This is a genomic window from Maribacter aestuarii (assembly GCF_027474845.2).
Classification (GTDB): Bacteria; Bacteroidota; Bacteroidia; order Flavobacteriales; family Flavobacteriaceae; genus Maribacter; species Maribacter aestuarii.
The window spans coordinates 2,055,465-2,079,445 of the sequence record NZ_CP107031.2 but is presented as its reverse complement, the minus strand read 5'-3'; the positions used below and the strand labels follow the sequence as shown (position 1 = coordinate 2,079,445).

Here is a 23,981-nt window from a genome sequence, read left to right as displayed (position 1 = left end):
GAGGAAGAAATAACGCCAGGGATATAACCAAAGACTGGAAAACCTTTTATAACATAAAGATACATTTTGAACGCATACGCAGAAATTTACAAGGACGAGCTTTTAAACGAGGTCATCCCCTTCTGGGAAAAATATTCGTTGGACAAGGATTGTGGAGGATTCTTTACTTGCCTTACCCAAAATGGGGAAGTGTACGATACGGATAAATTTATTTGGTTACAAGCAAGGCAAGTTTGGATGTTTTCGACTTTATACAAGTCCGTTCAAAAAAAGGAATCTTGGAAAGAAATGGCCGTCTCTGGAGCTGATTTTCTTGAAAAGCACGGTCGGGACCAAAAGGGTAATTGGTATTTTTCCTTAAATCAAAGCGGTCGGCCTTTGGTCCAACCCTATAATATCTTTTCCGATTGTTTTGCAGCAATGGCATTTGGAAAATTGTATGAAATTGCACCTGAAGAGCGGTATAAGAAAATTTCAACGAACACCTTTGCAAATATTCTAAAGAGACAGCACAATCCAAAAGGCAATTACAATAAAGCTGTCCCTGGCACTCGCAATCTTCAGAATTTTGCCTTACCCATGATTTTGTGCAATCTGTCTTTAGAGCTAGAACCACTATTAGGCTCTGATAGCGTCACAGAAATCACCGATTCTGTAATTGATTTGGTCATGAATACCTTCTATGATGAAACGAGCGGTTTAGTTCTTGAAAACGTTTCGGATATGGGGGAGTTCATAGATTGTTTCGAGGGTCGTCTCTTAAATCCGGGGCACGCCATTGAAGCCATGTGGTTTGTTATGAACCTTGGAATTCGTAAAAATGACAAAGCATTAATTGAAAAAGCGGAAAAAATCATGTTTCAGCAATTAGAACACGGTTGGGACGATGAGCACGGAGGTATTTTTTATTTTATGGACGTAAAGGGTTACCCGACCCAACAGTTGGAACACGACCAGAAACTATGGTGGGTACACTTGGAAACACTGGTAGCGCTCGCAAAAACGTATGCCTATAACCAAAACCCGAAGGCAGCCAACTGGTTTAAGAAAGTTCATGACTATACTTGGGAACATTTTAGAGATACTAAAAATGGAGGTGAATGGTTTGGCTATCTGAATAGGGAAGGGAAAGTGTTGCTAGACCTTAAGGGCGGAAAATGGAAAGGGTGTTTTCACGTTCCAAGAGCCTTATTGGAAGTTTGGAAAACTTTGAAGAATACAGCTATATGAAAACAATACATCTGGTTTTAATTACTCTTTTATTCTCGACTTTAGGCGTTGCGCAAAATCAAATTGATATTGTAATCATCGGCGGCGGTGCAGGCGGCACATCTGCGGGTATACAAGCAGCTAAAATGGGGGCTAAAGTTCAAATAATAGAAGCCACTCCATGGTTAGGCGGAATGTTGACGTCGGCAGGTGTATCGGCAATTGATGGTAATCACCAACTGCCATCGGGAATTTGGGGCGAGTTTAGACAAAAGCTCCGTGACCATTATGGCGGAGCAGAAGCCTTGGCAACGGGCTGGGTAAGTCATACGCTATTTGAGCCTTCCAAAGGAAACAAAATATTGCAGAAAATGACCGAATTTCCAAATTTGACCATTGCCTTTAACGCCAAGTACACAAGTATTGAAAAGCTAGACGACGGCTGGTCGGTTAGTTACCAGCAGAAAGGCAAAACGTATGTTACAACTGCTAAAATTCTTATCGATGCTACTGAAATTGGTGAATTGCTCCCCTTAGTAGGGGCGGATTTCAGGTTGGGTATGGATGCAAAATCAGATACTGGAGAAAATGAAGCGCCCGATAGTGCAAACCAAATTGTCCAAGACCTGACTTATGTGCTTATTTTAGAGGATAAAGGCGATACTCCAGAAAAAAAAGGATTAGTAAAAAAGCCGAACGATTACAATCCTCAAGCATATGAATGTGCTTGCAACCGAGAAAGTGGTGAAATGTTCGGTGGCGTTTCCAGTTGTGAACAAATGCTGAACTACGGTAAACTTCCAAACAATAAATACATGATAAATTGGCCCAATTGTGGGAATGATTTTTATTTGAACTGGCCAGAACTTACCACTGATGACCGGCAAAACAAATTAAAAGAAGCCAAGGATTTTACCCAAGGTTTTGTTTACTATATCCAAAATGAACTAGGTTTCAAAAACTTAAGAGTGGCTGAAGAATTTCCTACAGGCGACAACTTTCCTATGATTCCCTATGACCGAGAGGCAAGGAGGATAAAAGGGAAGGTCTTCTTAACGGTGGATCATTTAGAACATCCCTATGATTTCAACCTCTATAGAACGGGCATTGCCGTAGGGGATTACCCTATAGATCATCATCATGATAAGAATCCGGAAGCACCTGAAATCGATTTTATAAATATAAAGATCCCTAGCTATAATATTCCCATAGGTAGTTTGGTTCCAGAAAACGTAGATAACTTCCTTGTTGCTGAAAAGAATATCAGTGTTTCCAATATCGTTAATGGAGCTACACGATTACAACCCGTAGTACTAGGAATTGGTCAGGCCGCTGGTGCTTTGGCGGCCATAGCTATTTCCGAGAATAAAAAGCCTTCAGAGATATCCATTAGAAAAGTCCAGAATACGCTACTGGAATACAATGCTTACCTGATGCCCTTTATAGATGTCAAAATAGAGGATGTAGCTTTTGCAGCAATGCAGCGTATTGGCGCTAGCGGAATTCTAAAAGGAACTGGCATCCCCTTTAAATGGGCAAATCAAACTTGGTTTTATCCAGAGCAAATCGTATCCGAATACGAATGGAAAAATGGTCTCCTCCCATACTTTTCTCAATTGGAAAATTTACCTGCATCAGGAAAAGGGGTAACACTAAAATTTGTTATAGAAATTATGAAAACATTGAATCCCAACTATCAAGAACAAAGCTTACTTGAAAATTGGGAGTCTTGGGGCATTAAGCAATCTGCAGACGGGAACACCAAATTAAACCGACGAACTATCAGTATTATAACCGACAGATTATTGAATCCGTTCGACAAAGAAATTGACTGGCAAGGTAATATTATTTCAAATTAGCGTCCTGTCATTATTCCCAAACCTCCACGATCATTTCTACCTCAACGGCCATGTTCCCGGGTAAAGAGCCCATACCAACGGCAGCGCGTGCATGCTTACCATTTTCACCAAAAACCGCTACCATTAAGTCGGAATAGCCATTGATAACTTTGGATTGGTCAGTAAAATCGGGAGCGGCATTTACCATTCCCTTTACTTTTATAATGCGTTTAACGCGGTTGAGGTTCCCAAGCATGTCTTTGAGTACCGATAATTGATTTATTCCAACTTCACGTGCGGCGGCGTACCCCTCCTCCACCGTCAACTCAACCCCTAACTTACCTATAATATTCTCTCCATTGGCTTGTTTGGGACCTTTCCCCGCCAAAAAAATCAAATTGCCAGTTTGTACGCCATGTACATAATTGGCAACTGGAGTGCCCTGATCTCGAAACTCCACATCTAACTTTGCAAGGTTCGCCTCTGGATCATAACCCTTTGGGATAACGGAGCCCTGGGCGGACTCTCCCATTTTTTTATCCTCAGTATTGGATACAGGGTTACAGGATACTATAAGAAACGTAAGTAACACTATTGAATATAATTTCATGCTATACTTTATTTATATTAGTCAAACTTAAAGCATTCATATTATGTATGAAGATATGACGCTTTTATTAATTTACATAGTCCAGAAATCCGTATGTCGTATATTTAAAAATCTTCTAACCGCTGAAATTTCATGAGTTCTACTATCAATACCAAGTATCCATCCATAGATGACCTAAGAAAGCTGGCAAAAAAAAGGGTGCCCGCTTTTGCATTCGAGTATTTGGATGGAGGGTGTAACGAAGATGTAAGTCTGGCTCGGAATACTTCAGAAATAAGAGAGATACAATTACAACCTAGATATCTAAATAATTATGGGAACAGTTCTACAAAGACCAAGGTACTGGGAATGGAGTTTGATGCGCCTTTTGGAATTGCGCCCGTTGGTTTGAGAGGTTTGATTTGGCCCAATTCGCCCGAAATCCTGGCAAAGGCCGCACATGCCCACAACATACCATTTATTTTAAGCACCGTGGCCACCATGGATATTGAAAGAGCCAGCGAACTGACCGAAGGAAGGGCTTGGTTTCAATTATACAATCCGGTAGAGGATGCAATAAGAAACGATCTATTGGACAGGGCGGAAGCAGCCGGATGCCCTGTTTTGGTCTTATTATGCGATGTCCCGACCTTTGGTTATAGACCCCGTGATATTCGTAATGGCCTTGCCCTTCCACCAAAAATGTCGGCTAAGAATATTCTTCAAATCCTTGGAAAACCCACTTGGGCCTACAACACGTTGAAATACGGTCAACCCACTTTCGAAAATTTGAAGCCCTATACCCCAGAGGGGTTAAACCTAAAACAACTGGGACAGTTTATGGATAAGACTTTTTCAGGCAGGTTAAACGAGGAAATAATAAAACCTATTCGGGATAAATGGAAAGGGAAATTAGTACTGAAGGGGGTGGCATCACCACAGGATACGGCCGATGCCATACGCTTGGGTTTTGATGGCATCATCGTTTCAAATCACGGTGGCAGACAATTGGATGCCGCGCAATCCACCATACATTCCCTAGAAGGGATAGTGGCCAATTATGCCGACAAAATAGAAATCATGATGGATAGCGGACTACGTTCAGGTCCGGATATTGCCAGAGCAATCGCGAGTGGAGCTAAATTCACCTTTATGGGTAGGGCATTTACCTACGGTGCTGCCGCATTGGGAAATGAGGGAGGGGAACATACTATTGCCATCCTTAAGAGACAGTTTAAACAGGTCATGGACCAGTTGTGCTGCGAACGGGTGGAAGATCTACCTAAACACCTGCTTCCAAGGCAGTCTTAACCTTTTAGAAGAACACTAAAAGCTTAGAATTCAACAATTAATTATACGAAGCAATATGATTTCGATAAAAAATAAGTAAAATAATTTCATTTTTAGTAGATTAGCGTGTTAACCAAAGCAATAAATAAACCCAATAATTTATGGAAAGTTCAACGACTAGCCCAAATGTAAATGCCAACAGACTATTTTACGGTAGCTGTTTTGCATTGATAACCACCGCTTTCTCCTTCGCTATTGCAGCTGGAATTTTGGATCAATTGAAAACTGAATTGGAATTAACCGCAAGTCAGGCGGGATTAATTACATCTATGTGGTTCCTAGGTTTTCCCATTTCTATGGTTATTGGTGGCCTCATTTACCATAAGGTAGGTGGTAAAGCCATTATGCAATTTGCTTTTTTCGCTCATGCTGTAGGTATATTGTTATTGATTTTCTCAGGTAGTTATATGGGTTTATTGATAGCAAATCTACTAATAGGGTTAGGTAATGGCTGTACAGAAGCAGCTTGTAATCCGATGATTGCTGATGCATACAAAGGGACAAGAATGAGTAAGATGCTGAATCGTTTTCATATGTGGTTTCCAGGCGGTATAGCTGTAGGAAGTTTGCTTTCAGGTTTAATGACTTATTTTGGAATATTAGGGCAAGATCAAGTATGGTTACTTTTAATTCCTGCTCTAATTTATGCCTATTTGTTTTATGGACAGGATTGGCCTAAAGCAAAAGTACAGGAGGCAGCAACACTAAGTAGCAATTTGAAAGCTTTGATTACCCCATTATTTATTTTTATTGGTATATGTATGGCCCTAACAGCTATTTCTGAATTCGGACCTAACCAATGGGTTAGTCTTATTCTAGCGAAAAGCGGTGCAAATCCTTATTTAATTTTGGCGCTAACTGCGGGTTTAATGGCAGTTGCCAGATATTTTGGTGGAGATATGGTAAAAAAATTCGACCAGACTGGAGTACTCCTGGGCTCTGCTATCTTAGCAACAATCGGGATTTACTTGTTCAGTACGCAAACAGGGGCTATGGCCTATGTTGCAGCTATTATATTTGCACTTGGTATTGCCTATTTTTGGCCCAATATGATTGGTTTAGTAGCCACCAAAGTGCCCAAAAGTGGTGCCTTGGGTATGTCCATTGTCGGTGCCGTTGGCATGTTCTCATCGTCAATTTTCCAACCCATCATCGGTGGGTGGATTGATTCTGATAGAGCCGACGCCTCGGCACAGGGTTTAACTGGGGATGAACTGGAATTAGTCTCTGGACAAGCAACACTAGAAACAATGACTATTTTTCCCGCAATACTGATTGTACTTTTTACTATTTTGTATTTCTGGATGAAGAATAGAAAAAGTGAGGTAGAGGTGGAAGTAGCCTAATCGATCTTTATTCAATAAAAATGGCCAAACTAATATATGTTTGGCCTTTTTTAATTCAACTTTTCTATTTTTCCGATATTAATAATTCTAATATCTCTATTGCGGCGTCACTGATTTTAGTCCCGGGCCCATAAACAGCTGTCGCCCCTGAATCCAACAAATATTGATAGTCCTGTTTGGGGATAACACCTCCTACTATAACCATGATATCCTCACGACCATAGCGCTTAAGTTCTTCTATTACTTGAGGCACCAAGGTTTTATGACCCCCGGCCAAAGAAGAAACCCCAAGAATATGCACATCATTTTCCACCGCTTGTTTTGCCGCTTCCTTTGGGGTCTGGAATAACGGTCCAATGTCTACATCAAATCCTAAATCCGCATAACCCGTAGCAACTACTTTGGCTCCGCGGTCATGACCGTCCTGTCCCATTTTAGCGACCATTATACGGGGTCTACGACCATCTCGTTCCGCAAACTTATCTGCTAGCCCTTGCGCTTTTTTAAAGCTTTCGTTATTCTTGATTTCTTTGGAATACACTCCCGTAAATGATTTAATTTCTGCTTTATGGCGACCAAAGGCAGCCTCTAGGGCATCACTAATTTCGCCTAAAGTTGCTCTTTCCTTTGCCGCGGTTACTGCTAAAGCTAGCAAATTATCTTCAGATACTCTCGAATTGATTTTGGCTTTTGCTGCGGAAGTCAACTGCGCTAGTATCTCATTTACGCGCTGCTGATTTCGGTTATTCTTAACCTCCGCCAGCCTGTTTAACTGTTGCCTACGCACCTCTTGGTTATCCACTTCCAAGATGGACATCTCATCCTCAGTCTCTAAACGGTACTTGTTAACCCCCACGATAACATCTTGTACACCGTCGATACGCGCTTGTTTACGGGCAGCTGCCTCCTCAATACGCATTTTTGGGATACCAGCTTCGATGGCTTTTGTCATTCCACCCAATTCCTCTACTTCTTCCATTAACTGCCATGCCTTTTGGACGAGTTCGTGGGTCAGATGTTCTACATAATAACTACCTGCCCAAGGATCGACCGTTTTTGTTATTTTGGTTTCCTCCTGCAGGAATAATTGTGTTTCGCGGGCAATCCTTGCCGAGAAATCTGTGGGCAGGGCAATGGCCTCGTCCAAAGCATTGGTATGCAAGCTTTGGGTTCCTCCAAAAACTGCGGCGGCAGCTTCAATGGTAGTCCTTGCTACATTATTGAACGGGTCCTGCTCCGTAAGGCTCCAACCACTGGTTTGGCAATGTGTCCGAAGCATTGAGGATTTCGGGTTTTTCGGATTAAATTGCTTCACCACTTTTGCCCATAGCATTCTTGCCGCCCGCATTTTGGCGACTTCCATAAAATGGTTCATCCCGATACCCCAGAAAAAAGATAATCGGGGGGCGAATTCATCAATTTTAAGTCCAGCCTTCAGTCCGGTTCTAATGTACTCCAATCCGTCCGCCAACGTATACGCCATTTCGATATCCGCTGTAGCACCTGCTTCATGCATGTGATATCCGGAAATACTGATACTATTGAACTTGGGCATGAATTTACTGGTGTACTCAAAAATATCGGAAACGATTTGCATGGAGGGTTCTGGTGGATAGATATAGGTATTCCGCACCATAAACTCCTTTAAAATATCGTTCTGAATCGTACCTGATAGCTGGTTTAAGGAAGCGCCTTGTTCTTGGGCCGCTACAATATAGAATGCCATTATGGGTAAAACCGCTCCGTTCATGGTCATAGAAACCGACATTTCGTCTAAAGGAATACCATCGAACAAAATTTTCATGTCCTCTACCGAATCTATGGCTACGCCGGCCTTGCCTACGTCACCCACTACCCTTTCATGGTCACTATCGTACCCTCTATGTGTGGGTAAATCAAATGCAACCGATAGTCCTTTTTGACCTCCCTTTAAATTTCGGCGATAAAAGGCATTACTTTCGGCTGCCGTTGAAAAACCGGCATACTGTCGTATCGTCCATGGGCGTCTTACATACATCGTGGAATAAGGCCCACGCAAATAAGGTGGAAGTCCGGCGGCAAAGTTTATATGTTCCGCTGCTTCAATATCCTTCGGGGAGTAAGAGGGTTTTAGAGAAATGCCCTCGCCTGTATCATAGCTCGTTGTTCGACGCTCTTCTTGATGCCCTAGGCCTTCTGATTTCAAAGTGATATGTTGAAGGTCTTTTCTACTCATCCTTCAATCGTTTTTGCTCCATAGCTTCAGCCAATCGTTTTTCAAAAATTGGTGCTATAAGTGTTTTTCTTGTATTCGATTTGAGAAAAGGATAAAGTTCCAAGTTGTCCTTCATTCGGTCATCAGAATTTACATATGTATTGGTTCCTACCAACACTTCAGTCTTAGTATTAAACCGCTCCTGTTCCTTTGCAGCACTCTCATTAATCTGCTTTTGAATCACGTGTGCCTTCAACTGCTTTAAAAAGCCTCCCTGTTTTTCCAAATTTTTAAACAGCTGTAATGCTTTTTCTGCAATTTGATGAGTAAGACTTTCTATATAAAAGGTGCCATCCGCAGGGTTTCCCACTTTATCAAAATGACTCTCTTCCTTTAACAGTATCAATTGATTTAGAGCAATCCGATCACCAAATTCATTGTTCTTGTGATAGATGGCGTCATAAGGCAAGTTGAACACAACATCCGCGCCTCCTAAAATGGCCGACATACACTCAGTAGTTGAACGCAGCATGTTCGTATTATAGTCGTAAAGTGTCTTGTTTCTCTTGGTAGGATACGCACTTATATGACAAGCCGTAGTAATTCCATACTCGGATGCCAATGTACTCCATAAAATTCGTAACGCCCTTAACTTGGCAATTTCAAAAAAATAGTTTGTTCCTACAGCTACCTTAAAGTGCATGGTGAACCCACTACTATTTTCAAGTCTTGATTGAAAATGGTTCAGGTATTCGTTGGCATGTGCCAGTCCATAAGCCAACTGCTGGGTTATAGTGGCCCCGGCATTTTGATATAGGGACAAATCTACCTGAAGCGTGTTTCGCAAATCCATATCCAAGATACTTGTCAAAGTACTATGGTCTTTCTCCAAACCCTCGAACCAGTTCCCTGATCTGGCCAAATTTCCTATGATATCGATGTTTAAAAAAATAGGTGAAGCAGCGTTTCCTAAATGGGACTTAATTCCGTTTACATAATCTGCGGATAGAAAATGAAGTTCAAAATAGATTGGTGTATTTTCAAAATTAAGGTTCTTTAAAAGCTCCTCTATTTTTATAGCTGCCGAGGGTATTTGAAATAAAATACATTCTGCACCTTTTTGCAAAAAGTCCCTTGCTTTTGCATTGGCCATGGCGGCATTTCCGGCATAAACAACTTGACCTATTTTCCAGTCTTTGTTATTTACCGATTGTAAATTTAATTTAGAAATATCCTCTTGATGGTAGAAGGGTTTCACTTTAATACCTTCCGGGGATTCCCAGACCAAGGTTTCGTTGTAATCCGCACCTTTCAAATCATACTGTATTTGCTGTTTCCAAGCTTTGGCGGAAACCTCAGGGAAATCACTAAACAACTTATCCGACATTGTACTGATTATTCATTTGAATATTCTTGCTCCTTTACCAAGGAGCTACACAAGCCTAAAATTAGGTATTTAATAAGACAAATAGTGATAAGTAAACACTTAGATTATGGTGCTTATTGAAATCTAGCCCTTTGCAGGTTCTGATGTTGTTGTGGAACTATTCTGGGCAATATTTGCAGTAGGTTTTTCATAAATCTCCTTTATGATTTGACGTAAATCCGGAATAACCGTTCTCGCCAATCTGGAATTACTGTTCAAAAGCACACAAATTCCCAAATCATCCTCCGGATATACTGCAATTTCGTTCCTAAAATTATTCACGCTACCTCCATGGTGCCAGATGGTTTTTTCATCTGGAGACAATTCATCGGAAAATTTGTGGATTCGCCATCCAAAGCCGTAATATGATTTTATGTGACCTGGCCAGCGGTGGTAGTACTTGTTCCGCCCAGGAATCTCTATAAATGGCTCAAATGCCTGATCAAATGCGGATTGAGCCATTACTTCGGAATCATGGCCTAATAAGAAACGCATCCATTTACCCATATCGTGGGCGCTGGCGTTTATTCCGCCTGCCGCAATTGCATTAAAATAACTATCTGAAAGTGATAAGGTTCTATATCCCCGTTTCCTTTTTACATGTGGAAGGGCCACATTTTCCCTTTCGGAAAGCGTTTTATAATCCATAGAAACGGAACACATCCCCAATGGCTTAAATATCCGTTCATACAAACCTGTTGCCAAGTCTTTTCCAGTCGTTGCCTGCGCTATTTCTCCGGAAAGGGCGAAGAGCGCATTTTGATAACTATATTGCAAGCCGGGTTCGCTAATGGGTGTTACCTCCTTAAAACGGGCAGCAATTGTTTCAAGCGAAAGGTCCGCTTCTACAAGATTGGTAAAACTATGGTAGGGCGCTCCCGTACTATGTGATAAAATATGCGAAAGATTTATCTTGTTCGTATTATTTCTATCCCCTAACTTGAATTCAGGTAGATAATCTACAACCTTATCCTCCCATGTTATTTTGTTTTCATGTTCTAGGTTGGCCATGTAAACTCCGGCAAAACCTTTGGAAAGCGATCCAAGTCTAAAGACGGTTTCCCCGTCCACCCGGGCAGTACCATTAGCACCTCGTTTACCGTATCCTTCTGATAAGATGATAGCACCTTTCTTTACAATACTCAATCCCGCTCCAACTATTTTTCCTGAAGCTATAGCCCTTTCAAAATAGGATTGGAGTGCAGTACTTAGTTCTTGTTGCTTAGCGGCGTCTGGTATAATCACCTCTAAATCCTCTCCATTTTTTGCCAGTGTCTGCTTAGCTAACACCTTCTCTGGTGCCGGATTACTTGCACTTGAAATAGTAATGAAAAATAAGAGTAAGACAAGTAGATATCCTACAAAGATTTTAAATCGATGCACGAGCAAAGTGGAGATAGGTTTTGGGAATAAATGCATAGAATTTGGGACGTAATGCATATATAACGGATGAAATGCACGTTTTGGTATAAATCCATACCCTTTTTAACACTTAAAAAATAATGGAGCCTATTAAGTCATGAAACAAAAAAACCTCGAAGAATATTATAGATCCCGTTTAAAGCTCCATCACTTTGACCAGCTTCGACCGAGCTTAGCATAAACTTCTAGCAAAACAATAACAAAAAAAAGACCTTACATTGCTGTAAAGTCTTTTTAGCTCCTCCTCTTGGGCTCGAACCAAGGACCCTCTGATTAACAGTCAGATGCTCTAACCAACTGAGCTAAGGAGGAAAATTACCCGCTTTAATCTCTTAAAGCGGGTGCAAATATAATCGTTTTTTCAAATACCCCAAATAATTAAAATGTAACTTTTTGTTTTTTGGTAAAATAAAAAGCCGAACCCAACGGCTCGGCCCTAACTTTTAAAAGTTACTCTTAGTTTAAAGTCAATTCAAAATCTAATGAGGTTTCATTTGCAACTACGATAGTTACTACTTCTACACTCGCCTCAGCGTAATTTAAAGCTTCAACAACTACTCTGTAACTGCCAGCCTCAAGACCAAGAATTGTATAGCCCCCTGTTGCATCTGAAAATGCAGAGGTCACTTGGGTATCGCCAGAAAAAACACTTATCATTGCGCCTTCTAAGGGCATACTAACTTCATCCTCAACAGTGCTTATCATACCGGACAAGCTCCCCGCCATACTCATATTGGAAGCTCTAATAACAGGTTTAAAATTGAATCCAGTGATACCGGACACAGCATTTACGTTTCCTTTCGGCACAAACGATTTATTTACATCAAAATCCAAAAGTAAATCGCTTGATAATTGGGTTACCACTTCAATAGATGGTTTTATGAAGACCTTAATCCCGGTTTGTTCTCCACTAGGAACTTTTAAATCATAAATAGTTCCATCCGTCAATAGTACATTTCCATTAGAAACGTAAACCCGTACTAAATCATAAGTGCCCACGGGAACTTCAATCTCACCCATACTCTTGGTTACTCCGTTTGTAAGCTCCAAAAGATTAACGGTCATTTCACCTTCAAAAAGGGTTATAAAATTTGAGTTATCATCCAGATTTTCAGTGTCAGAAGGATTCTTATGACGTGCATCTATTTTAAATATGGTGACATTGGCCTCAGATACAAAGTCGTAGGGAAAGGGCGCATCCGTAAGTTGTACCGAGAGTGTGCCATACTCCACATAGGATAATTCATTACCATACTTGGAACATGCAGCTAAAGTAATAACAACAGAAGAGAGCACAAGAAGTGCTATTTTGTAGGTTTTCATAGGTAGTATACATTTGGGAAATTGTATTGCTACAATCTTATTTTACTCTAAGGTAAGTGGATAGGACTATTCTAAGATAAATTCTCGATATACTGCCAAAAAACGTGGGCTAGTTTCCTTCTTGGTGGGCTAACGATCAAAAATCCTATTTAAAAAGCCACTTATAGACATCGTTACCATTGGCGAACAATAAAAGTGCTATCAACAAGAAAAAGCCAATCATTTGCGCATATTCCAAAAACTTGTCGCTTGGCTTTCTACCCGATACTATTTCATATAATAGAAACATAACATGACCGCCATCCAGCGCGGGAATGGGCAATATATTCATAAAAGCCAAAATGATGGAAATGAATGCCGTAGCACTCCAGAATGCGGGCCAATTCCAACCATCTGGAAAAAGACCACCAATGGCCGCAAAACCGCCGACACCTTTATAGGCACCGGTAGACGGATTGAATATCTTTTTCATCTGCTTTACGTAACCCGTAAGGGTACTTACCCCCATCTCAATACCTGCGGGAATAGATTCTAGAAAGGAATAGGTAGTTGTTTCCAATTTCAGTATATCCCTATTTTCAAGATCTTCAAAACTTAGTCCTCCAAGACCAACGCCAATAGTTGCAGAGTCACTTATAATTACAGGAATCTGAAGTTCTCCAGCACCTTCTCTTTTTATCTTCAAATCAATCTGCTGTCCTTTGTATTTTTCAAGTATTTCCTTTGCCTCATCAAAGTAGGTAAAGGTATCGCCGCCTATGGCAATGATTTCATCCTTTACTTCTATCCCGGAATCCTTGTTGGAAGACTCCTCGGGAATAGAACCTATAACGAATGGATATCTGGGACTTAGAAAACGCATTTTTTCTTCATCTTCCAATAAAGTAGCGATAAAATCTACGGGGATTTCCTTCTCTATTACCCGGCCATCTCGTTCGATGGTAAACGTATTACCATTGATCAGCTCAAGGATAATTTTATTAAAATCATCTATAGGCTCGCCATCTACCGAAAGTATTTTATCCCCAGTCTGAATACCCACTTTATCTCCTATAGCAGTCTCATTGACATAAACACCATCCTTAAGACTGTCGTTGGCTATAAATTGATCTCCGTAGGCATAAGCCAATCCGATGTAGATGATGACCGCCAAAATGAAGTTCACCGTAACGCCACCCAACATAATAATGAGTCGTTGCCATGCCGGTTTACTACGAAACTCCCAAGGTTTGGGCTCCTCTTTCATGGCCTCGGTATCCATACTCTCATCTATCATCCCGGCTATTTTTACATAACCTCCCAAGGGTAACCACCCAATACCGTAGACTGTTTCTCCTATTTTCTTTTTGAACAAGGAAAACTTTACATCAAAGAAAAGGTAAAACTTCTCTACTCTAGTCTTGAACAATTTTGCTGGGATAAAATGTCCCAACTCGTGCAAAACTATAAGTAGTGAAAGACTTAAAAAGAATTGTATCGTCTTTATAATAATGGGGCTCATCAGCTTCTTCTAAAATTAAAATCGGACAAAAGTACGTTTTTACATAGTCTTAAAAAAAGAAACCGTTCCAGCCACCTTCATTTTAAGAATATTTTGGCAGCTATTACATTCCCCAATATTGATACACTCCAAAGGGTAGCTTATCTTTGTGCAAAAATTGATGCGCTCCTTTTTTAGTAAATACAAGTTTTTCGGGATGGTGCTTTTTGGGCTGTCCGTAGTAATTGTTTACTTGTTCTACAACGCCCTTCAACCTCAACAAATTCTCCCGGTCTATTCACCTGCCATGGTCAATTCTGAGCTGGTTCCCGAAGAAATTCAACACATTCGTAAATACCACACGATTGCCGACTTTTCATTAATAAATCAAAATGGCGAGGAAGTAACTCAAGAAGATTACAAGGACCGTATTTATATTGCCGATTTCTTTTTTACGACCTGCCCTACCATCTGCCCCATAATGACCAAGAATATGGCCGTTATCCAAAATGAACTTCACGATGATCAAGAGGTTTTATTGTTATCGCATTCCGTAACCCCTGAAATAGATTCGGTAGAACAGCTAAAAAAATATGCGTTGGAAAAAGGGGTTGATGACAAAAAATGGAATTTGGTTACCGGCGATAAAAAGGAAATTTATGAACTCGCCAGAAAATCGTACCTAGCCGTAAAAACCGATGGGGACGGTGGTCCTTTTGACATGATACATACAGAAAATTTTATTTTGGTGGATAAGGAGCGCCGTATTCGAGGCTTCTACGACGGCACCAAAACTGAGGATATTGAAAAACTGATGGAGGACCTTAAAATTCTTAAGGCTTCGTATACCGATTAGTTTATACCCGATAGGTGGAAAGAATTAGAAAATCCCTGCAGCTTCGTAGTTACTTAACTTTAAATTGATTCGAGTAGCCATTTTAGTTGAGGAATTACTCACAGCGACGCGCACTACCAAATACCCCTGAAAACTGTTCGGTTTTTTTAAATATTATCATGAACATTTCAAGATTTTTCCCTTACTTTTGTTCTTACTTATAATCAATCTAAATAAAAATTGGAGATTACAGTAGCTCATTTGCGACGTGGACAGAAAGGAATCATCAAAGAATTTTCTGGGGATATCATTCCCATAAAATTACTGGAATTGGGTTGTTTACCAGGAAATGAAGTCGAAATGGTGCAGGTAGCTCCCTTAAAGGATCCAATATATATTAACGTAAACGGGACCCATATTGCCATCCGCAGAAAGATGGCATTACTCATTGCATTGGATATCGTTGATGAGGCAGTTGGACTATGAGCAAGGAGATAAAAGTTGCGCTCATAGGAAACCCCAATACCGGCAAGACTTCGGTTTTTAACCAGCTTACAGGTCTTAAACAAAAAGTAGGTAACTACCCAGGCATTACGGTCGAAAAAAAGAGGGAGTCTGTAAACTTCCCAGAGGCGTTAAGGCGCATATATTAGACTTACCCGGCACCTACAGTCTTAACACCACTTCCCTTGATGAAAGTGTTGCGGTAGAACTACTGCTGAACAAGAATGCAAAGGACCACCCAGATGTAGCAGTGGTAGTGTCCGATGTAGAAAACCTCAAAAGAAATTTACTTTTATTTACGCAGATAAAGGACCTTAAAATTCCTGCAATTCTGGTCATTAATATGGCCGATAGGATGTCCAGAAAAGGAATTAGTATTGATATATCCTTATTAGAGGAAAAGCTAAATGCCAAGGTTGCCCTGGTAAGCACAAGGAGAGGTACCGGAATTGAAAGGCTAAAAGAACTGATTGGAGATTTTAAAAATTTATCCAAAGTTCCTAACGTGGATACCACGGTTATTGATCCCAAATATTTTGAGCGTCTTAGGACCACATTCCCAAAAGAGGACTTGTATAAGCTTTGGCTGGTTATCACTCAGGATGTGAACTTTATGCCTATTGAGAAAAAACTGATAAAGGACACTTCTTCCTTTGCCACTAAATCCAAATCTGAACTAAAACGTTTACAACAAAAGGAGACCATTCTCAGGTACCAGTTCATAAACGGAATTTTAAAGGAAACTTATAAAGTAGATGCGAATGCCGCTAAGGGGTTCCGTGCAGGCCTGGATAAAATACTAACGCACAAGGTTTTTGGATATCTTATCTTTTTTATTATCCTGCTTACTATATTTCAAACCCTATATAGCTGGAGTGAGTACCCGATGGACTTAATTGATGCATTTTTCGCCTCAACAAGTGAGTGGGTAAAAGACAATCTTCCCGCTGGGGTTTTTACCGATTTAATTGCAGAGGGTATTCTAATCGGTATAAGCGGCATAGTCATCTTTATACCTCAAATAGCTTTTTTGTTCCTTTTTATTTCTTTGCTTGAGGAGACAGGCTATATGAGCAGGGTGGTCTTTCTTATGGACCGGATTATGCGTCCCTTTGGACTAAGTGGCAAGAGTGTCGTGCCCCTAATTTCAGGAACTGCTTGTGCTATTCCAGCGATTATGGCAACAAGAACTATTGAAAGTTGGAAAGAACGCCTCATAACTATTTTGGTTACTCCCTTTACGACTTGCTCCGCCAGACTCCCTATTTATGTCATCATTATCGCCTTAGTAATTCCCGAAGGGCGATTTTTAGGATTAGGCTACAAAGCACTTACATTAATGCTTTTATACTTATTAGGATTTGCAGCGGCCATTCTATCCGCTATGATCTTAAACAGGATTCTCAAGATTCAGAGTAGACCGTTTTTTGTAGTGGAAATGCCCAATTACAAGCTTCCCCTACTAAAAAATGTTGGTTTTACGGTCTTAGAAAAGACCAAGAGCTTTGTTTTTGGTGCAGGTAAAATCATACTTGCTATTTCAATCATCCTTTGGTTCTTAGGCTCTAACGGATTTTCAGACGATTTTAAGAATGCCGAACAGATTGTTTCCGAAAGAGTAGAAAAAGATGGATTTAGCCCTTACAGCCAAGCATACATTCAGAGTAAACTCCAAGATTCCGAAGCCCTTGAAAAAACCGAATTAGAAGAACGTGCCATAAACCAAGAAATAGCCAGTTATAAACTGGAACATTCTTATATGGGCTACATGGGTAAAGCAATTGAGCCCATTGTACGTCCGTTAGGATATGATTGGAAAATAGGGATTGCAGTACTGACCTCGTTTGCGGCAAGGGAAGTCTTTGTGGGAACTTTAGCCACGATTTATAGTGTTGGGAATGATGAAGAAGAAACCATAAAATACAGAATGGCGGCAGAGGTAAATCCCAATAACGGAAAGCCTTTGTTCAACCTTGCCTCTGGGATATCGTTATTATTATTTTATGCATTTGCCATGCAATGCATGAGTACCTTAGCAGTGGTGAAGCGCGAAACAAATTCTTGGAAATGGCCTGCCGGGCAGTTGGTATTCATGAGTCTTTTTGCTTATATTGTAGCTTTAATAGCATATCAAATCTTGAAATAAAATATGGACATTTTGCAACATACTTTGGTTTATATTACTTTGATACTTTCCGTGGGATATATTGTAAAAAAGTTCTTTCTTCCTAAATCGTTGTTCGCATCTAAAAAGTCCCATCAAAAGGTCTGCGGACAGGATGACTGTGGCTGCCACTAGAAGTACTTCATAAATTGATATAAAGTTCAGATCCAATCACAGGTCTTGTAACAAATTCATAGGCCAAAGCGTCATTTCTCAAAACTTAAGCCTTCCGGGCGTTAAAGAAATAATAAATACATCCTAATGAAATCAAAAAGTATATGGTTTTGATAATAGGTATACTTTAGTTTGTGCTGTCAACCCAATTGTATGAAAATCAATTCCAAGTCGTTATTCTATTTAATTTTTACCTGTTTCGTATTCAACTTTCTCCAAGCGCAAACACTTACCTCGGTCGTACTGGACTCGTCTACACAAAAACCCATTCCTTACGTAACGGTTTTATTGAACAACAGCGGTGTCATTACCAATGAAGAAGGTAGATTTTTGTTTCAATTAAATGGTGACGTTACTGAGAACGACTCCCTTAGAGTATCCTGTATAGGCTACGAATCCATTGGAAAACCATTGAACGAGTTTGACGGAAAAGTAATTTACCTAAGCCCAAAGGCTATAGAACTTAAAGAAGTAATCGTTTCCAATAAGAACTATACCCCAAGGGAAATTATAGATTTGGTGGAAGAGAATCTAGAGAAAAACTACCAATACGGATACACAAAAAAACGTTTATTTCTTAGGGAATCTTACCAAAACACGATTGATAAGACCAATTACTCCATAAAAGAATCCACAATAGATGCGTTCAACAAATCATTTTTGGATAGTGTCTTGCGCACGGTTCCAAAGAATGACACCTACTATACCGAGAGTCTTGGAGACTTATATGGCAACGAAGATGATGATGAACAAAAACTGAGCCTGATCAAAGCCTCAGAACTGTATGACAAAAGCAAACGTCTGGATTTGGAAAATTTGGAAGAACGTTTTAATCAAATCATTAAAAAGAATGTAAAAACCGATTCTTATTTTAAGGTAAAGTCGGGTCTTTTCGGGACGAAAGTAGATGCCGATGAACTTTTTGAGGCGGATATTGATTCTACCGATGTTAATGCCTTGAACAAGCAGCTAGAAGAAAAGAAAAAGGAGAAAGAGAATCAAAAAGAATTCTTCGCCAACTACAAACGAAGAACATTGGGAAATCTGTATTCCAACCTTCCCATTTTTAAGGACACGGACTATAATGTCCTGCAACGACCTGGACGTTATGATTTGACTTTGGAAGATTTTACCTATATCGGGGACAAAGCCTTGTACGTAATAAGCTTCAGCCCAAAGCGTTCAGAGGAGTTTAAGGGAAAATTATACATTAATTCAGATGACTTTGCCCTGGTGAAAATGGAATTTGAAAACGTAACACCACTTCGCAAATTTAAATTGTTAGGGGTTTCATTGAACGAGTATTTGGCAAAAGGAAGCATCCTTTTCGGAAAAGGCGACAATGGCCTTTACAGCTTAAAATACTATGAAATTATTAAAGGGAATAAAGTTGGCTTCAAAAGACCGGTACGCATTATAGAGAAAAATAAAAATGTTAGAGGTAGGCGAAAACAGAACGAACTACACTTAAAAATTGATGCCGCTTTTAGTGGTATTAACAGGTATGAAGTTGTGGTTTTTGACACAGAGCCCATAAACGAAGCGCAATTTGAAAGTCTTTCAGAAGATAACAATGTGCTCCCACAATACATGCCCAACTATAATGCAGATTTCTGGAAAGGATATACCATCATGGAGCCTAATACAGCTATTAAGGAATTCACCTCCGAAGTACAGCTAGAGAAATAGATTTACCCAAAATCATCACATAAAAACTTAAGTTCAAATCGCCCTATTATGAAACGGGGCGATTTTTTTTATATCCTGATGTAACCTTTTGTAATTTTCTGACTATATATGAATGTACACTAACTAAAGCGTGTCCTTTTGAAGGAATTAACCAACGAGGAATTGATGACCACTGTGGCTAAGGGAGACTTGGATATGCTCAAAATTCTCTTTGAAAGACACCACGTTCACGTTTTTAATTTCTTATACAAAATGTGTGGGGACAAAATGTTGAGTGAGGATTTGACCCAAGAGGTTTTTTATAAACTTATGAAGTATAGAAATTCTTATAATGGCGGCAATTTCATTTCTTGGCTATTTACCATCGCCAGAAATTGCTTAAGCACCCATTTTAGAAAAAACAAGGAATATCACGAGGATATAAATGCAGTTGCATACAAATTTCCTTCCAAGCAGGAGGATGATGTTGAAACGTATTCCCAACTCCAAATGGCACTATCGAAATTAAACCGGTCGGATAGAGAGCTTATTGTCCTTAATCGCCTTCAGGAAATAAAATATAATGAGATTGCCGAAATAATAGGAAGCACCCCTGGCGCTGTAAAGACCAGGGTAAGCAGAGCTATCCAAAAATTGAAAATAATATACTTTTCTAATCTATGAAGAAAGACGAAAACCATATCGTAGCATTAATTCAGGCATATTTAGACGATGAACTAAGCGTTAAAAAAAGAGCCTCGGTGGATAAACATTTGATTGCTTGTGAATCTTGTAAGGAGAAGCTTTTAAGGTTCAAAGAATTGTTCCAATCTTTAAAGGAAGAAGCCGTCCTGCAACCTTCAGATGAACTTAGAGATAATTTCCTTGAGGCTTTGGAACAAGAAAAAAGAGCTCAGGTCAATTTACTTACACTAAATGAATCGAAAAAGGGAAGCAGTTGGACAAGTTCGTTCCTTAGAATTGCCGCAGGCATTGCGCTACTTGTCGGTGCATTTGTGTTGGGAAGCTATCAGCAAAAGCAAAAATTCGATAGGGATATTGCACTTCTAGAAACGGAATCCTTGACAATGAAGCAAACCGCCATGCTATCCCTAATGGACAATCAATCCGCTCGAAAACGAATCCAGGGTGTGAATTTTATAAACCAATTTGAAAGTCCGGACGAGTCCATTATCAAAGCTTTGACCGATAGGATGCTATTTGACCAGAATACCAACGTTCGCTTAACCGCTGTGGATGCCTTATCCCGCTTTACGCGTTCAGAAACCGTAACATCGGCCTTTATTGAGGCGTTGGCCACGGAAAAAAATCCAAGTGTACAAATCGCAATTATTGAAAATTTAGTGCGGATTCAAGAAAGTAAGGCTACTGCTCCAATGCGCAAGCTAATGGAACAGGAGGATACCCAGCCTTTTGTAAAAGAAGAAATAAATAGAGTACTATCAGAAATCATATAAAACGAAAATCATGAATAAATTATCATTACTTGTAATCCTAAGTTTTTTTGCTTGGAACCTCCCGGCACAAAATGATTATTCAAAATCATTGGATGGTGTAGAATGGGTTAAAATTGAATCCAAATCCGAAATCATTTTAAAAACGCACGATAAAAACGAATTGCTCATTAAAGTTTTTAATCAAGAACCTAAACCTGAAAAAGCCCAAGGACTTAAGCTTGTGGGTGTAGGTGGTGAAGACAATACCGATGTAGGCTTTAATGTAATTCAATCTGGAAACAACCTCGTTGTAGAGAGTGTTAGGAAATCTGGCGGTGCAGAAATATACTTGCCCAAATCCCAAAACGTTTCTGTGACCAATACTTGGGACGGGGATATTTATATTGAGGGTTTTAGTGGTGAAGTAGAGGCCAATGCCAATCTTAACGGAGGCCTTAATTTAACCAATTTATCAGGTCCAATAACCGCCTACTCCTTGAACGAAGGAATACGGGTAGAGTTTGACAACATAAACCAAAATTCCCCTATTTTGATTCGAACAACTAACGGGGAAATTGATGTCACCTTGCCCGCTAACACATCGGCAAATTTGGAATTAAGTTCTTGGAACGGGGACGTATATTCCAACTTCGATCTAAAAAGACCAAAAAAAGATGGTTTAACATCGCTGTCCAGAAAGGACATAAAAGGAGCTATCAATAATGGAGGAGTAAATATCACATTGAAGTCCACCAATGGAAATATCTACCTCAGAAAGAAATAAAACAATTCAAAAACGAACAGTCATGAAAACTTTAAAAATTACTTTTTTGTTAGGCCTCATCAGTCTTACAATAAATGCGCAGAAGATTATAGAAAAGAACATAGATTTTAAAAATCAGTACGTAGAGGTAGACCTAAAATTCGCTTCGGAGATAGCAGTAAAAACATGGGATAAAAACACGGTATATTTTAAGGCCGAAATCAATACGAAAGATGGAAAATTTTTGGATGCTTATAAGCTAGACCTAAAAGAAACGTCCGATAGAATTAGTATAATTTCAGAAGCTGAAGGTGTATTCAAAAAATTCCAAGATGAATGGAACGCCAATAATAAAGACAAAAAAAAACGGTACTATAATTCAGGAGATTGGTATACTTTTAATTATGCCCTTTATGTTCCTAAAAATGCCAAATTTAAGGTCAGCAGTATCAATGGGGATTTAAGTTCAGATATTCTAGAGGGTGATTTTACTGCAGATCTCATTAATGGAAATATTAGCATAAAATCCTATTCCGGGAATCTAAACTTGACCACTATCAACGGAGAAATTGATTTAAAAATGGTCAATGCCAATTTAGTTGCAGAAACCATTCATGGAGATATTTACGCAGATGAAAAGTTGAAATTTAATTCAGAAGATCGCCATGTGGGGCAAAAAATCTCAGGGCAAATCGCGGAAGGAAAGAATAGGCTGCGCCTTAACACGATTAATGGCAACATGTATTTAAGGCTCTAAGTTAATCCATGACAAATATTTCAAAAATCTATCTGATTTTTTTCATGATATTCTCCTGTTCATCAGAAGAGCAGCAAGTTCAAAAGGATATCCAAAAATTATTAGATCAATGCGTTCTAGCCGTTACGACCAAGGATATTGATTTGTATATGCAAGGTATACCAGATGATTTTGTAATTAAGGATGAAAATGGGAACTATATTACCAAGAAAATGCAGCGGGAATATGCCTTGCGAGACTGGGCCATTATAGATACAACATTATCCAATAATTATGTAGTAGACAGCCTAAGAGTCTATGGTGACAGTGCCATGGTTTTTACTTCGCAAAAATGGAAACGTATCATGTTTCAAAAAGACGGAGTTACCACAGACACGGTTTTAACAGCCCAAACTCATCGTGAAGTATGGAAAAAAAGAAAATCGGTTTGGATAAACTATAAAATTGATGAACTGGGTGGTGATATTTTTGTTAATGGACAAAAATATAATCCTTAGCTATTCTGCTCTTTAAGATTATAAAAGATTTCTTATAATAGAGTACAGTAACATACTCCAGCCCATAACCAAGAACAAACCGCCAATAGGTGTAATTGGGCCTAAAAACTTTAATTTCCTACCTTTTGATGCGCTTAAACACAGACCATAAATACTGAATGAGAAAAGGAAGGTCCCGATTACAAAACAGTAAATCATATACTTCTCTAAATCGGTATCTAGGTTTAGATTAAAACTGAGCATCAGCAATACCAACGAGTGATACATTTGATATTTTACGCCCGTTTCAAAACTTGCCAATTGCTCCGGAGTAAAAGATTTTTTCAGCATATGTGCGCCAAAAGCGCCAAAGATAATTGCCAATAAACCGTATAATGCCCCTATGGACTGCGCTAAAAGAACCATTTTTTAAATTTTGGGCCTAAGATAGGTATTCAAATGACATCAATAGGATTATTACAGCATAAGGAAACATGGTTATTTGGGTTGAACACCTCATACGTGTAAAGCAAAACCCCGTTGGAATAACCAACGGGGTTTATTCATGTCAATTTTAATTTATGCCTCATCATAAAAAAACTGCTCTTTCACAATTTTGCCTTCTTTGACCTCATAAACTGCTATTTCCGACATTGTCGATCGATGTCCGGATGGTTTGTGCGTAGTATCCATTTCAAAGCGAAGCGAAAACCAGTTGTCCGCAACTATAGGTTCGGACACGGAAGTGTTATGTACTTCAAAATTCTCTTGCCACCACTCCCCTTTTTTCTGTATGCCTTCAAAGCCTTCAACACGACCACCTTCCGAGGTTCCATCGTTTTCAATACTCACGATGTTTGGACTGTACAGTTCTTTATAGGGCTTTTCAAAATCTCCGTCTTTACACCATTTTACGAGTTTTTCAGCAATCTCTTTTGTTTCCATATATCTTGATTTTAGATTGTTAGGTTCAAATTACAAAATTTGTGAATCGATGCTCATAGAT

General features: G+C 39.5%; 20 protein-coding genes, 1 tRNA gene and 1 pseudogene. 13 read left to right on the top strand and 9 right to left on the bottom strand.

Annotated features, from left to right (window positions below; all coding sequences use genetic code 11):
* Positions 1-66: 66 nt before the first annotated feature.
* Both N8A89_RS09410 and N8A89_RS09405 read left to right on the top strand, forming a co-directional pair.
* Positions 67-1,230: a n-acyl-d-glucosamine 2-epimerase gene (locus N8A89_RS09410; protein ID WP_430681969.1), complete on the top strand. Its 1,164-nt coding sequence runs from the start codon at positions 67-69 to the stop codon at positions 1,228-1,230.
* Positions 1,227-3,068: an FAD-dependent oxidoreductase gene (locus N8A89_RS09405; protein WP_289644225.1), complete on the top strand. Its 1,842-nt coding sequence runs from the start codon at positions 1,227-1,229 to the stop codon at positions 3,066-3,068. Before N8A89_RS09410 ends, N8A89_RS09405 begins: the two co-directional genes overlap by 4 nt.
* A 10-nt stretch (positions 3,069-3,078) precedes the next feature.
* On the opposite strand, the gene N8A89_RS09400 is transcribed toward N8A89_RS09405, so the two are convergent.
* Entirely contained in the window at positions 3,079-3,657 is a 579-nt protein-coding gene (locus tag N8A89_RS09400) for a RidA family protein (protein WP_281542032.1), read from the bottom strand.
* Between the two features lie 132 nt (positions 3,658-3,789).
* Between N8A89_RS09400 and N8A89_RS09395 the strand changes: the two genes are divergently transcribed.
* Together N8A89_RS09395 and N8A89_RS09390 are read left to right on the top strand one after the other, a co-directional pair.
* Positions 3,790-4,947 (top strand): alpha-hydroxy acid oxidase, encoded by a 1,158-nt coding sequence (locus N8A89_RS09395; RefSeq protein WP_289644224.1) that lies wholly within the window; start codon positions 3,790-3,792, stop codon positions 4,945-4,947.
* Positions 4,948-5,087: 140 nt separating this feature from the next.
* Positions 5,088-6,332: an MFS transporter gene (locus N8A89_RS09390; RefSeq protein WP_281542031.1), complete on the top strand. Its 1,245-nt coding sequence runs from the start codon at positions 5,088-5,090 to the stop codon at positions 6,330-6,332.
* 64 nt (positions 6,333-6,396) lie between these two features.
* Here N8A89_RS09390 and scpA read toward each other — a convergent pair whose 3' ends face one another.
* The 6 genes from scpA to rseP form a co-directional block, all read right to left on the bottom strand.
* Positions 6,397-8,547, bottom strand: coding sequence for a methylmalonyl-CoA mutase (gene scpA / locus N8A89_RS09385; RefSeq protein ID WP_289644223.1), 2,151 nt, complete (start codon positions 8,545-8,547; stop codon positions 6,397-6,399).
* Positions 8,540-9,913 (bottom strand): methylmalonyl-CoA mutase subunit beta, encoded by a 1,374-nt coding sequence (locus tag N8A89_RS09380; RefSeq protein WP_281542030.1) that lies wholly within the window; start codon positions 9,911-9,913, stop codon positions 8,540-8,542. Before N8A89_RS09380 ends, scpA begins: the two co-directional genes overlap by 8 nt.
* Before the next feature lie 123 nt (positions 9,914-10,036).
* On the bottom strand, positions 10,037-11,371 hold the full coding sequence (locus N8A89_RS09375) for a serine hydrolase domain-containing protein (protein WP_281542029.1): 1,335 nt from the start codon (positions 11,369-11,371) through the stop codon (positions 10,037-10,039).
* A gap of 241 nt (positions 11,372-11,612) precedes the next feature.
* A tRNA-Asn gene (locus N8A89_RS09370) sits at positions 11,613-11,686 on the bottom strand.
* Between the two features lie 144 nt (positions 11,687-11,830).
* A complete protein-coding gene (locus tag N8A89_RS09365) occupies positions 11,831-12,697 on the bottom strand; it encodes a DUF4382 domain-containing protein (RefSeq protein WP_281542028.1) in 867 nt (288 codons plus the stop codon).
* A 145-nt stretch (positions 12,698-12,842) separates the two neighbouring features.
* Positions 12,843-14,198 (bottom strand): RIP metalloprotease RseP, encoded by a 1,356-nt coding sequence (rseP, locus tag N8A89_RS09360; protein WP_281542027.1) that lies wholly within the window; start codon positions 14,196-14,198, stop codon positions 12,843-12,845.
* A 160-nt stretch (positions 14,199-14,358) separates the two neighbouring features.
* Here rseP and N8A89_RS09355 point away from each other — a divergent pair, with 160 nt between their 5' ends.
* The 9 genes and pseudogenes from N8A89_RS09355 (at position 14,359) to N8A89_RS09315 (ending at position 22,996) form a co-directional block, all read left to right on the top strand.
* Positions 14,359-15,033 carry an SCO family protein gene (locus tag N8A89_RS09355; protein WP_281542026.1) on the top strand — a complete coding sequence of 225 codons (675 nt, stop codon included), beginning with the start codon at positions 14,359-14,361 and terminating at the stop codon, positions 15,031-15,033.
* Between the two features lie 219 nt (positions 15,034-15,252).
* Positions 15,253-15,498 (top strand): FeoA family protein, encoded by a 246-nt coding sequence (locus N8A89_RS09350; RefSeq protein WP_281542025.1) that lies wholly within the window; start codon positions 15,253-15,255, stop codon positions 15,496-15,498.
* Positions 15,495-17,662 (top strand): annotated as a pseudogene (gene feoB / locus N8A89_RS09345) (ferrous iron transport protein B). Before N8A89_RS09350 ends, feoB begins: the two are co-directional and overlap by 4 nt.
* Positions 17,663-18,007: 345 nt before the next feature.
* On the top strand, positions 18,008-19,543 hold the full coding sequence (locus N8A89_RS09340; RefSeq protein WP_281542024.1) for a carboxypeptidase-like regulatory domain-containing protein: 1,536 nt from the start codon (positions 18,008-18,010) through the stop codon (positions 19,541-19,543).
* 138 nt (positions 19,544-19,681) lie between these two features.
* On the top strand, positions 19,682-20,206 hold the full coding sequence (locus tag N8A89_RS09335; RefSeq protein WP_281542023.1) for an RNA polymerase sigma factor: 525 nt from the start codon (positions 19,682-19,684) through the stop codon (positions 20,204-20,206).
* Positions 20,203-21,000, top strand: coding sequence for a zf-HC2 domain-containing protein (locus N8A89_RS09330; protein ID WP_281542022.1), 798 nt, complete (start codon positions 20,203-20,205; stop codon positions 20,998-21,000). Before N8A89_RS09335 ends, N8A89_RS09330 begins: the two co-directional genes overlap by 4 nt.
* A 10-nt stretch (positions 21,001-21,010) precedes the next feature.
* The gene (locus tag N8A89_RS09325; protein ID WP_281542021.1) at positions 21,011-21,763 is read left to right on the top strand and encodes a DUF4097 family beta strand repeat-containing protein; all 753 of its coding nucleotides are present in this window, start codon (positions 21,011-21,013) and stop codon (positions 21,761-21,763) included.
* A gap of 22 nt (positions 21,764-21,785) precedes the next feature.
* Positions 21,786-22,499, top strand: coding sequence for a DUF4097 family beta strand repeat-containing protein (locus N8A89_RS09320; RefSeq protein WP_289644221.1), 714 nt, complete (start codon positions 21,786-21,788; stop codon positions 22,497-22,499).
* A 44-nt stretch (positions 22,500-22,543) separates the two neighbouring features.
* Positions 22,544-22,996, top strand: coding sequence for a hypothetical protein (locus tag N8A89_RS09315; RefSeq protein WP_289644220.1), 453 nt, complete (start codon positions 22,544-22,546; stop codon positions 22,994-22,996).
* Positions 22,997-23,014: 18 nt separating this feature from the next.
* On the opposite strand, the gene N8A89_RS09310 is transcribed toward N8A89_RS09315, so the two are convergent.
* Positions 23,015-23,401 (bottom strand): DUF423 domain-containing protein, encoded by a 387-nt coding sequence (locus N8A89_RS09310; RefSeq protein WP_281542017.1) that lies wholly within the window; start codon positions 23,399-23,401, stop codon positions 23,015-23,017.
* Between the two features lie 153 nt (positions 23,402-23,554).
* Positions 23,555-23,920, bottom strand: coding sequence for a nuclear transport factor 2 family protein (locus tag N8A89_RS09305; RefSeq protein ID WP_281542016.1), 366 nt, complete (start codon positions 23,918-23,920; stop codon positions 23,555-23,557).
* Positions 23,921-23,981 lie beyond the last annotated feature (61 nt).